Annotated in this window: 10 protein-coding genes; 2 read left to right on the top strand and 8 right to left on the bottom strand. The window is 39.6% G+C overall.

The annotated features are described in order from the left end of the window. Window positions 1-35 precede the first annotated feature (35 nt). A complete protein-coding gene (locus AC1DOK_RS02190; protein ID WP_477552577.1) occupies window positions 36-449 on the top strand; it encodes a hypothetical protein in 414 nt (137 codons plus the stop codon). Window positions 450-451: 2 nt separating this feature from the next. Next, window positions 452-739, top strand: a complete 288-nt coding sequence (locus AC1DOK_RS02185; RefSeq protein ID WP_477552576.1) for a DUF2653 family protein — start codon at window positions 452-454, stop codon at window positions 737-739. 77 nt (window positions 740-816) lie between these two features. Here the strand turns inward: AC1DOK_RS02185 and AC1DOK_RS02180 are convergent, their stop codons facing one another. From AC1DOK_RS02180 to AC1DOK_RS02145, 8 genes are all read right to left on the bottom strand, one after another. After that, window positions 817-2,403, bottom strand: coding sequence for an alkaline phosphatase family protein (locus AC1DOK_RS02180; RefSeq protein ID WP_477552575.1), 1,587 nt, complete (start codon window positions 2,401-2,403; stop codon window positions 817-819). 229 nt (window positions 2,404-2,632) lie between these two features. Next, window positions 2,633-4,534 (bottom strand): thioredoxin domain-containing protein, encoded by a 1,902-nt coding sequence (locus AC1DOK_RS02175; protein ID WP_477552574.1) that lies wholly within the window; start codon window positions 4,532-4,534, stop codon window positions 2,633-2,635. A 37-nt stretch (window positions 4,535-4,571) separates the two neighbouring features. Further along, the gene (locus tag AC1DOK_RS02170; protein WP_477552573.1) at window positions 4,572-4,733 is read right to left on the bottom strand and encodes a DUF255 domain-containing protein; all 162 of its coding nucleotides are present in this window, start codon (window positions 4,731-4,733) and stop codon (window positions 4,572-4,574) included. Window positions 4,734-4,943: 210 nt separating this feature from the next. Continuing rightward, window positions 4,944-6,698, bottom strand: coding sequence for a copper amine oxidase N-terminal domain-containing protein (locus AC1DOK_RS02165; protein WP_477552572.1), 1,755 nt, complete (start codon window positions 6,696-6,698; stop codon window positions 4,944-4,946). Between the two features lie 260 nt (window positions 6,699-6,958). Further along, window positions 6,959-7,819: a copper amine oxidase N-terminal domain-containing protein gene (locus tag AC1DOK_RS02160; RefSeq protein ID WP_477552571.1), complete on the bottom strand. Its 861-nt coding sequence runs from the start codon at window positions 7,817-7,819 to the stop codon at window positions 6,959-6,961. Window positions 7,820-7,922: 103 nt separating this feature from the next. Next, window positions 7,923-9,089 carry a hypothetical protein gene (locus AC1DOK_RS02155; RefSeq protein WP_477552570.1) on the bottom strand — a complete coding sequence of 389 codons (1,167 nt, stop codon included), beginning with the start codon at window positions 9,087-9,089 and terminating at the stop codon, window positions 7,923-7,925. Between the two features lie 408 nt (window positions 9,090-9,497). Continuing rightward, a complete protein-coding gene (locus AC1DOK_RS02150) occupies window positions 9,498-10,472 on the bottom strand; it encodes a helix-turn-helix transcriptional regulator (RefSeq protein WP_477552569.1) in 975 nt (324 codons plus the stop codon). A 21-nt stretch (window positions 10,473-10,493) separates the two neighbouring features. After that, the gene (locus tag AC1DOK_RS02145) at window positions 10,494-11,792 is read right to left on the bottom strand and encodes an ABC transporter substrate-binding protein (RefSeq protein WP_477552568.1); all 1,299 of its coding nucleotides are present in this window, start codon (window positions 11,790-11,792) and stop codon (window positions 10,494-10,496) included. Between the last annotated feature and the right edge of the window lie 41 nt (window positions 11,793-11,833).

The raw sequence follows: 11,833 nt of genomic DNA, 5'->3' as shown, positions 1-11,833 counted from the left end.
TCTTAACTATACATTCCTCGGAGGGATCAATCGTAATGTGGAAAAAATTAACAGTTCTACTTGTAGCGGTCACAGTTCTATTTGCTGCAACAGCACCATCAGTTGTTGAAGCTAAGGGGTTCAAAGCTCCAAAGAGAAGCTTTAACAGCAACACACAGAAGTCCAATGTATCTAACTCAACTTCTAATACATCTAAGACATCTAAGACTCCTGCTTCCACTTCAGCAACTAAACCTGGTTTCTTCGGGGGCGGAAGCTTCATGAAAGGCATGATGATTGGTGGACTAGCTGGTATGTTGTTCGGCGGTATGTTTAGTGGAATGGGCTTTATGGGTAACATCCTGGGTCTAATGATTAACCTTATCGCTATTTTTGCCCTTATTATGCTAGTGGTTAAAATTGTTGATATCTTCAAAAGACGTCGCAAACCCAACGATAAGAGGTATTAATCATGCGTCTCTCAGGGCAAGAAATTGTGAATGCATTATGTGTTAATATTGCAGCACGCAAAATGATTCAACCTGATCAGGTTGATGTCGAGCTCATGTGGGACGACGAGTACGGCTTCTCTGCTGAAGTATTCGTTGGTGAACGCAATCAAATTCTAATCGAAGCTAATATTCTTGAATCGATTGAACAATACGTTTACAAAGAATACAATACCCGTATTTTCCGAGATCAAATTCGATTAGAAATTGTTAATGATGAAGATATTGAAGCTGAAATAACGATAAACTAAAATAAGCTGGTTTACAGGTGTCATAGCCCTGTGACCAGCTTTTTTAAGTATTACAGCATATTATTCACACCGCATCTCTACTGTTTTTTTGACAATTTCAACAAAAACGGCTTCAAATCGACAATTCGTAAATGCTCCGGTTTTTGCTCTGTGCCGCATATGATTAAGGGGACCAGCGAGTCGGATTGATGGAATGAGCCGTGTCCTCCACCGCCCTTATGGGTTGGCGAGCTGCGATCGGCCAGTTCATAGCCCGGCTTTGCGGTAATGACGAGGAATTCCCCCTCATGAGAATGCAAAGCAGCGTGCAGCCTGCGCATAACGTCAGGATATTGTCCGTATTGTAGGCGGTGGGATGAGGAATCGATATTCAAATCAAGCACGGATGCGTCCTTATCCAAAGTCCAAGACTGACCGTATGGATCAGTCCATTTGCCTTGCGGTCTAAACGAAAATTCTTTCCCTGTTCCACCTTGAACAACGCGAACCGAGCCATTATCCAGCCAGGATATCGTATCGATCCTTGATTCTGTCTTCAGAAGACTGGCAACATCCGCGAGCGCATAGGCTGGGTTCAATTTATACATATAAGCCATATTCTCATTGACGGCCAGAGCAAGATCCTTTTGTTCGCTCACTGTTTCTCCCGGACGCAAAACCCGGTAGTCACGTAAATATGGCAGCAAATCGATAACTGGTTGTTGGTCAGCCGGCAGAATGGCGGTCATTCCGCTGTCGCCAATTATGATAAGATTTGCTTGTTTCAACGCTTCCTCGCGAGAACCAAAAGCTTGCAGCATATCCTCCAACTGACGATCCGCTTTGATCACACCGTCTAAGTCCGCAGGTCCTTTTTTATGAAGGCGCTGATCCAAATCGGGCAAATAGACATACAGAAAATCAGGCAGCTTCCCGGTGTGAATCAACTGTTTCGTAACTCCAACGGCATATTTGTTGTTTAGTCCCATACGATCAGTCAAGCCCGTAGGCAATTTTGTTATACCTTTCAACGGATTCGAAAACGCGCCAAATGCAAAAAAATCCGGACCCTTTACTTTTATCTCCTTTGGTAAATCGGTCGGAACTTGAATCCAGGGTGGAATCGACAAAGTATGTTCTTTGTTCCCCCGATAAATGAGACCATTCACAGAACCTGAAGTAAGCCCCATTTTCGCCAAATCTTCATGTATTGTTGGAATTTTAGGATTCAAATGGCGACCGTTTAATTGTATGAGAGCGTCGTTTAACACCGTATTGATATTGTGCCTGACGATCTCCATCGGCCCCGTTCCATAATTGATCACCTTCTTGTCGACAGACGAATACCAAGTCAGACCTGGCACGCGATGACCGTCAGGATAAGTACCTGTTACTATCGAACTATCGATAGTGAGGGACATGGTAGGGAACGAACTTACCAAATTCTTGTAATACTGACCATGTTCAATCAAATACTGAAAGGTAGGGAGCTTGTTTTGACGGATTCCTTCATCAATTGCTTGATACATTAACGAATCAACGACAATAAGGATCGACTTTTTTCCATTCGTATTCATTGATTTCGAATGGAGCAGGTCATCTTCCTTCGATGCTTTCCCGCCCTTGCCGCAGCCCATAGTGACAGCAAGCAGAAGAATTATGAACACGACGAAACTTTGTTTCATTCTTTTGTGCAAAATCAATCACGCCTTAATTAATGCATATTTTTATTGGATCCCGGTCATTTTATATTCTTACATTTGACATCTTTTTATCCAAGCGCACAAAAAAACGCTGCTTTCATCCATTTACTTTGCGCCATGTAAAAGGCCCCAGTCGCATGACTAGAGCCTGTAAGGAATCCAATTCTATATCCTCTAAAATCTCTTATTTCACCGCCAAGAATATACTCGTCTATTCCGGATTTAACAGCTCAACGAGCTCTTGAACATCCGTTGTTGGAGCTTGGCATGCAAAATTCTCGCATACATAAGCTGTTGTCTTGCCGCCAATTGCAAGTTTATCTTGTACAAGTGGAATTTTCTTCCGTACTCGATCTCCTTCTGCACCTTCGGGTACGTAGATTTGGAGGGTATTCGGACGAAAGCCTATACGAGCAGCTGTGATCATCTCACTCGTTGCGTTGCTAGCTTGATTGCCCACAATTACAATCTCACTGCCCGGACTTGATGCCAATTCAAGTGCGATAAGAAACATTCCATGTCCAGCTGCATAACTATTCAATGCTCCTGCAAATAAAGCGATTTGCTCATCTGATTTCTGTGCCAAGCTTGCATTATACGTTAGTTTGGACAGTCTTAGGAAGTTTAAGGCAGCTACAGAGTTTCCAGATGGCATTGCGCCATCATACGTTTCTTTGGGCCTGGTGAATAAATTCTCTCCATCACTGCCATAGAAGAATAAGCCTCCTGCTTCATCATCCCAGAATAAACGCAGCATATCTTCATTCAATTGAATCGCTGTTTGTAGATAATCAAACTCAAAGCAAGCTTCGTATAGCTCCATTAGTCCCCATACCATGAAGGCATAATCGTCTACATATCCAAGGAACTTGGCCTCACCGTCCCGATATCTAGCAAGCAATCGTCCATCTTCCGGGCGTCGAAGCTTGGTTAGAATGAACTGAGCCGCATGCTTGGCCGCTACGGTGTATCTGTCATTATTCAGTGCTTTGCCGGCCTTGGCTAGCGCTGCAATCATTAAACCATTCCAAGCGGTGAGAATTTTGTCATCCTTGTGAGGGTGAATCCGTTCGTCCCGATGCGTAAACAACTTCTGTCTCGAAGAATTTAGCCGCTGATTGAGAGTATCTATAGAAATTCCATGCTGATCCGCGATCTCTTGAAGAGAAGTGTCGATCAGATTAGGGATATTCATCCCCTCAAAATTACCTTCATACGTAATATCATACACTTGGCAGAATAGTACCCCTTCTTCACCACCAAGCACTTCCAGAATTTCGTCTACCGTCCATACATAGAACTTACCTTCGACTCCTTCTGAATCTGCATCCTCTGCTGAGAAGAAAGCTCCTTCTGGGCTCGTCATATCTCGAAGGACATAAGTGAAGATTTGCTCTGCAATCTCAGCATATTTCTGATTCCGAGTTACCTGAAAGGCTTCAATATAAGTAATAGCTAAGAGCGCATTATCATACAGCATTTTCTCAAAATGAGGAACTAACCACTTCTCATCTGTCGAGTATCTGGCAAAGCCATATCCGATATGGTCGTACATTCCTCCACGGTACATGGCATCCAATGTTTTCTCTACCATTTCAAGAGCATGTACCTGATTGGTCCGATTATAATATCGCAGCAGGAACGACAAATTATGCGCTGACGGAAACTTGGGAGCCGCGCCAAAGCCGCCGTAATGCTTATCATATTGCTTGGCATACATCTCATACGCCTGATCAAGATTATGAGCGGATACAGTTCCGCCACTTGAATCTGAACTCATTCTTTTCTGGATTTCATCAATGGCCTGATCGCTTATCCCCATAACCTGATCAGGATCATCCCGCCATTTCTGAGTAATCTGCCCAAGCAATTCCATTAGACCATAACGTCCATGTCGATTTCTTGTTGGAAAATAAGTTCCTGCAAAAAAAGGCTTCTTATCCGGAGTCATCACAATCGTGAGCGGCCATCCCCCATGTCCAGTCATTGCCTGACATACAGACATGTATAAATGATCGACATCAGGCCGTTCTTCTCGATCGACTTTAATGCTTATGTAGTCGCGATTTAATATCTCTGCTACCTCATCGTTCTCGAATGACTCGTGGGCCATGACATGGCACCAATGACAGGTACGTGTGAATCAACAACTAGCTATACCCAATAGATAAGAAGATGGGCTTATTATCACGCTTGGCGATTTCAAACGCCTCATCCGACCAAGGGAACCAGTTCACCGGATTATGTGCGTGTTGCAGCAAATACGGCGATTTTTCCTTGGCTAATCTATTGGGTACTCTTTGAGTTGTCATGGGGCATCACCTCTTTTCGTTTGGATTTGAGTAAAGTAAAGCTTAGTTTTAGATTACCCAGGTGGGTGAGGAAAGTTGCTTGAGCGATAGTAAATTATATCTCGGTGACTGTTTAGGCACTCATACCACCGCAAGCCACAACTCCGTTTCATTAACTTATAAATGAAAACCGACTCCTCCATTGAGAGCCGGCTTAAATATTTCATACCTTTAGTCATATTCGATAACGCCAAGATTATGAAGTGAAGCGAGATTTGTAATACCAAATTCAAAGTTTGGATCCCATTTCAAATCTTGATGATTCAATAGTTCTGTTACAAATGCTTTTGAAGCATTGAAATAGCTATCAGTTCTATTCACACCTTCGCTTTGATTCTTATAGAAACTGTAAATAAAGTAGTATAGTGCTGGCTTCATATCTTCCAAAGAGGCAATATTATTTAGTCCACCTGGTATAATTTTGTTACTTCCTGCAAATATACTGAGTGCTTTACCATTCGCCATCATTTCATGAACTAAACTTTTATTACTAAGGTTTTTAGCATCCTCCGATTGCATCATAATCATTGTGTAATAGTTTTTAGATAGAACTTGGTTTACTGTTTCATATGTCATAATCTTCTCAGATGAGTCTGCTCCAACCGAAGGAGAACGATCTCCTCTTTCAACTACTTTGAATTTCATTTTAGTGAAATTTCCAGATCCACTGAAAAGAAAATCCACAATTTCAATCGCATTCTCTTTAGCTACATTTTCTTTCGTGTAGTCTCCAGCGACATTAGTTTTAACTTTAATATCACCCTGCTGGTTACCGTACAAACGATAATTCTTTAAAACGTTAAACTCTTTATCCAATCGTTGTAGAACATAACTGTAATCATCCTTTTGATAAAGCAGTCTCCGTTCATCGGCTGGGTCACGGAAATCCTCTGCATCTTCTGGAGTTTCAGGCACATTTGCATATGTCGGACTTGAGAAGTTTACAACTGGAATAGATTTTTGAGTATTACGTTTAATGGTATACTCATCAAATTGTTTCAAGTAACCTTCAATCTCACCTTTGGAAAGTGGGAGTCTAACAACTTTCCATTGAGGTTCAAAATCAACTTTAACTGTTTTTTCATCAAATACCGCATATGGACTTATAGTTTTTCTAAGCTCAGTTGACTCGTTTTTGAAGTTTGAATAGAAATAATCTGTAACGAATGGCTCTCCATTAAGCACTAAATCAAATCTACTCATGCTTCTATCCGGGAATACAGTGGCTGTTCTACTAGAATAATTGAAAGCTAGTACATCCTCAGAAGCCCCAAAGATTTGAATGCCCAATAGTTTACCAGATTGCTTGGCAGAATCGGATTGGAGCTTTTGGTAGATATCAACTGCATCCTTTGCCTCTGTCACATCCAGCAATATGTTGTTTGTCCTGCGAAATTTTCCAATGTAGCTTTTAATCGCCGTCAAATCATCAGCAGAAACACTTTCACTATTATATAGGAAGTAATAGTAATCGCTTGCCGTCACTTCCCCATGCAAAATAATCACCGTGCTAGTCGAAGCGTCCCATTTCACATCAGCTCCAAGACTTTCTGCAATGAAACGAACTGGAACCAAGGTACTGCCTTTGACGATTGTAGCCGGAGCATCCAAAGTAACAGCTTTTCCATTTATGTAAGCTTGATTTTGATTAATGGTTAACTTAACCGTCATTTCCCCTTTTGAGCCAGTGACGGTCTGTGTAGTTCCATCCCATTTAATCTCTGCACCAAGGGCTTCAAAGATTCCTCTCATGGGAACAAAAGTACGACCATCAATGGATTGCGGGTTTACGTCAAAATATAATTGTTTTCCATTAACAGTAACTTTAATGTTATTCGTTGTGGTTTTTGCCGACACTTGATAGACTCCCAATAACGAAAATGCAACCAAGATTGCAGTGAATAGTTTGATGGATTTTACTAACATCGTCTGTTCATCTCCTAATTAATATTGGCGTACTTTGGTATTAAAGAGGCTGTTACTTCTTGTGTTCTTTTAAATATGTAATGATATACAGGACAAATTCATAAGTTTCCCAGTTCGAACATTATTATAATCTGCATCTATGAGAGTGTAAGACGTATCATTTATGTTAATACCTATCTTCTTCATGGGTGTCTTAGCCAGGATCAAGAATCAAATACCGAGAGCTCTTGCAATATATTAACGAAAAATTGAAGCTCTGCTTAAGATGAAGTAGTGTTAATATTTACAGTCCTAAAATCCTTCTCCCACTCGACTTTAGCACCAAGTGCTTCACTTACAACTCTAATTGGTACCATTGTAAAATCGTTAGTAATAACTGGACTGGTATCAAGGGATATAGTCTTACCGTTCACAATTGCTTCAGTAGAACCAATACTAAGTTTTACCCATCTATCTCCTTTGGTTCCTTTAACACTGCTTGTAGCACCATCCCATTCAATTTTTGCACCAAGTTTTTCAAATATAGCCCTCATAGGTACTAAAGTTGTGCCATTAATGACTATTGGTGGCTGATCAAAACTTTGAATTACATTGTTAATTTTGATAAATACAGGGTTTTCATTTAAATCAATATTTTTTATTGGTTTGCCTTGGTTTTTACCGTAATCACCAACATAAAGCACTATCTTTTGGGATATAATTTGAGAATTATATTTATAAAGGCCTTTGGCAATTTCACTATGCACTTTATCTATCGCGTAGTCAGATGCATCCATAAGTTTCATATAGTCATTAATATCTTGTTTTAATAGAGCGTGGTATTCCTGTGGATAGTAAGCAATACTCTTTTCATATTCTTCCTTGACATGTTTCCTATTTTGTAGAATTGCTTCTTTAGCCGATTTGTACCAATCCTGTTCAAGTTGAGCAGCGTTTTCAACATCAGCAATGCTAGAAGAACGAGGATCATCAAAATAATCTTTCAGTTTCTGGTTGTCTTCTTCACTACCACCAATGATCTGCGGATTAGTATTACAACCACAAAATGGATCATAAGCAGCTTGTACAACATTAGGTAAGAGAAGAAAAAAGATCAAAGTAAGTGTTATCGTTCGTTTCATTGTTTTAGCCCCCTGAATTTATAATTAGTAATTCTTTTATACCGGTTATTTACAACTAAATATTTATGAGATTCGATAAAAATGAATTATTGAACGTAATACGTTAATTATCTTTACTAATAATGAAGTTTAAGATCCTTGTAGTGTTTTGTTGAAGGTTTGGCATTTCTGAGATCAGAAGCATATATTTCGTGCCATCTTTCGTTAATGTGGCCGATGTTACATCTTTTTCATCATCATTAAGGTGTTGCGATAAGTAGGTCAAGATATCTTTCGGATTAGCCGATGAATCAATGCTACTAATTGCTGAGGTAACGAAAACGAAAAAAATTTCCGACATCTTTTCATTTGAATTTTCCAATATAGAAACGGTATCTATGCCGCTTTCACTAATATGTACGCCTACTGATATATTATTGTATTTAATGTCATAACTTGAAGGTGCATACCCAACTTTTCTCCATCCCTGTAAATAGTAATCCTTCTTGTATTTAGGAAATTGCTGATTCATGCTGGCAGTAAAATCCCTCAATTCAGGTAAATTATCAATATCTTCTGTGAATGGAATGCTACTTGGTGTTTGATTTGTTTGTGCTTTCTGTTCAAACTTATTTTCTTGCTCTACCTCTTGTTTAATCTCGTCTTTAGAGAAACTATATAGCCTTTTCTTCTCACCTGCGTACACATAAAATAAATCGTACTTAGTGGCAGAATCACTATTTTTAACGTTAAATTGAGCAAATATTACTGTCGAATCATCAGCTAGTATGTTCCTCCAGTCCTTTACGTTCTTTTCTATCATAGGGTCACCAACGTAACCGTTAACTGGTCTAATTGAATTTTCCGTTCCAGTCTTTATTACTAAATTTTCTAAATCTAGCATATCTTCATATTTTCCAGTGTTTTTTACTCTAACGTTAACATTCAATAAATTGCCTTTTTTTGTAATTTCGAAATCAGAAAAAGTAAATGAGTTATTTCCTATCCCAGTAATTTTAACTACTGCAGCATTCTGACTCTGAGCGCTACCAATAGATACACTTGGATTTGTTTGAACGGGTTGAGGTGTTTGTTCTACCGAAGTTAGATTAGTCTGATCAGAATCATTAATACGCGTTGTCTCAGTAGAATCGCGTACTACAGTAATAATAGAAATAACAATAAAAATACCAATTATTATCCCAAATGTAATAAAGAATCTTCTAAACGTTCCAGCTAATCCTAAATAATCCCTTCTCACATCTAACCAATTCTGCTTCTCGTTATCCATAATGCCTCCCTAATATTATTAATTACTATTTTCTAAATCCATCTTTAAATACAAGATTAGATAAAATAACAAATTACTTGTTCAGATCATCCGAGAGCTAATATTAATAATGCTTTAATCCATTTCTCCATGCTGGAACGAGGCATCCATCAACCACATTAAATTCATTAATAAACCTATCAAATGCACTAAATATGAAAGCTTCTGATTTAGTAAATCTGTTTGAAATTGAGAAATCGAACAGGATAAGATTAAGATTTCAAAGTCACTATCAATTGATGTCGAATAAACAGTCCTATTGTACCAGAGCATCGCAGTGTAATACGCTGTTGAAAAAAACCACAAAAAAACCGCTCTTCCCTAATGTGGGAATAGAGCGGCATTAATTCATCTTTCCTTCGATTACGATTAATCCTTATACAATTCCATCATTTCAATTAACGTACTTCGTATCTTTTCCCTCAACCACAAAGGAGATAACACTTCAACCCATTGTCGTTCCGAAAATATCCAGAACAAAGAGCTTTCCGCATGAGAGACCGTGCATTCATAAACAAGCCATTGTTCGCTCATTTCAATTAACTGATGTACCGGGAACTTAGCCATAAAATAGGATTCAATAAACGGTTGCATTCTGAGACGAATGACCGTACTTGATTCCCCGTAATGCATGAAAAAAGAGTAGTTTGCAAATTCTCCCGGCTTAAAATAATCATTGCCATGTTGCTGAACAGCAAATTGCTCACTCAGAATTTCGTATTTGTCAATTTGATCAATACGAAAAATGTTGCCTTCCACTCGTTTTACACCTATAGGTTCTGCTATCAAGTAAAAATAGCCTTCATCGAATATGAGTGTGTACGGGTGTATATCAAATTGCTGTGTTTCTTTATAAATCGTGGTGTACTTTATTCGCATCATCTGCTGTCTGACGACACACTGAAAGGCAGTCTCGATGAATGCAAAGATTGGCTTTTTGAGAATCGGTTTATAATGATATCGAAAGCTGCTTGCATATTTTCTTAACTGCTGTTGAAGCTGCGGAGTAAATGAACCAATGATAAAACACTCTGCTTGATGCACTTCTTCCGTACTCAGTCCCCGGCAACCATACATAACCATGAGAAGAACTAATGCACTAGTAAAGTTACTCCCAGCATTCCCTTCGTTAAGACCGACCAATCTATAACTTTTCTTAGTGCGACTATACTTAATTTCCACTGGTTTGTGCATGAGTTCATTGCGAATGGTTGCAATGTCCTTTTTGATCGTTTCAGCATGCTTGTCATAGGTGGCACATAGCTCCTGCACCGAAAGCTCCTCACCGTCTAGCAGTCGCAGCATGATTTGCACTACCCGGCTTAAAGAATTAATAGCATCCATAATCGACTAGTCCCCATCCGTTTACTTTTGAGAAACTTTTATAGCTATTATGTCGTTCACACCCCGCTCCGCATCTGCCAGTCCTTGATCAATTGACTTTTTGCCGAGGAGCATGGCCTCCATTTGTTTACTCAAAACAGCCTCAAATGCGCTTGCGTTGGGAATTCGGGATAGAAAACGATCTGCCAGCAATTGCTTGGAAGCTGCATCTTGTGCAGGGTTCACTTGTAAAAATTGCTTATAGCTTTCTAGCTCAGATACACTTGCCCGAATAGGTAAATAGCCGGTATGCTGTGCCCAGTAAGCGCTGTTCTCCGTGTTTAGCAAATATTTCATGTACGTCCAAGCACCCATTTTCTGTTCAACGGTTCCTCCTTCGAACATCGTAATATTCGTACCTTGAATGTAAGCCACCGTCTTCTCCCCTCTCGGTAGTACAGCTGTTGACCATGCAAAATGATCGCCAACAGCTTTTCTAATAAATGGGATACTTGCAGACGAGCCCACGTACATTGCTACATCACCTCGACCAAACGGAGCCGACATAAACTGATCCTCTCCAGCTAATCGTGCCGTTCCTTCCTTCAGCATATCTCGGACAAATGCTACTCCCGCTTTTCCCTCTGTTGTATTGAAAGCAGGTTTTTGAATTTTCTCATCAAAGAATTCGCCACCCGCTTGCAGAACGTAGTTGTAGAGTTCAAGAAATACCCCGTTCTCGAACCCAGTTCCAACGATTCTTCCTTTATCTTCAGATTTCATTTTGGTCAGTTTACGAGAAGCTTCTGTCCACTCTGCCCAAGTTTTTGGTACAGGGACTTTGTTCTCATCGAGCATTGTTTTATTATAATATAATACAGGGATGCTCTTATTGAACGGAAGGCTGTAATAATTACCGTTCCATTGATTCTCTTCTCGAAAAACGGAATAAATGTCCTCTAGCTCCTGTTTCGACCATCCTATTGTCGGATCAGAAATATAATGATTTAAGTTCACAACTAAATCTGCTTGGATAAATCCATCGTTCCAATCCGTATAGGTTTGGGACAAGACTGGAAGCTGTTTCGCCTTGGCTGATGCCATTAATTTCTGCTGTAAATCCGAATAATTGCCTTGGTTCATTAGTTTTATGTGAACATTCAGAGACTGCTCGTTGAAGTCGGAAGTAATCTTTTCCAACGTTTTCTCCAAATCTCCGCTCATTGCATGCCAGAAGCTGATTTCTTCTGGTGTATCTATAACAGTTGAAGCTTCGTTCTTCGTACATGATGTCATAAAAAGTAAGATAAGTATTAAAAAAAGTGCGAGACTTTTTTTCATTAAGTTCCTCCGTAATGTTGGATGTGTGAGAGTGAATTGGG

It is taken from the genome of Paenibacillus sp. P5_B5, assembly GCF_056400365.1.
The sequence above is the reverse complement of the archived record's forward strand: the minus strand, read 5'-3'. Positions and strand labels throughout refer to the sequence as shown.

Bases quoted from the DNA above. Each gene is read 5' to 3' on its own strand.
- AC1DOK_RS02190 (WP_477552577.1), top strand. From the start codon at position 36: ATGTGGAAAAAATTAACAGTTCTACTTGTAGCGGTCACAGTTCTATTT.
- AC1DOK_RS02185 (WP_477552576.1), top strand. From the start codon at position 452: ATGCGTCTCTCAGGGCAAGAAATTGTGAATGCATTATGTGTTAATATT.
- AC1DOK_RS02180 (WP_477552575.1), bottom strand. From the start codon at position 2,403: ATGAAACAAAGTTTCGTCGTGTTCATAATTCTTCTGCTTGCTGTCACT.
- AC1DOK_RS02175 (WP_477552574.1), bottom strand. From the start codon at position 4,534: ATGGCCCACGAGTCATTCGAGAACGATGAGGTAGCAGAGATATTAAAT.
- AC1DOK_RS02170 (WP_477552573.1), bottom strand. From the start codon at position 4,733: ATGACAACTCAAAGAGTACCCAATAGATTAGCCAAGGAAAAATCGCCG.
- AC1DOK_RS02165 (WP_477552572.1), bottom strand. From the start codon at position 6,698: ATGTTAGTAAAATCCATCAAACTATTCACTGCAATCTTGGTTGCATTT.
- AC1DOK_RS02160 (WP_477552571.1), bottom strand. From the start codon at position 7,819: ATGAAACGAACGATAACACTTACTTTGATCTTTTTTCTTCTCTTACCT.
- AC1DOK_RS02155 (WP_477552570.1), bottom strand. From the start codon at position 9,089: ATGGATAACGAGAAGCAGAATTGGTTAGATGTGAGAAGGGATTATTTA.
- AC1DOK_RS02150 (WP_477552569.1), bottom strand. From the start codon at position 10,472: ATGGATGCTATTAATTCTTTAAGCCGGGTAGTGCAAATCATGCTGCGA.
- AC1DOK_RS02145 (WP_477552568.1), bottom strand. From the start codon at position 11,792: ATGAAAAAAAGTCTCGCACTTTTTTTAATACTTATCTTACTTTTTATG.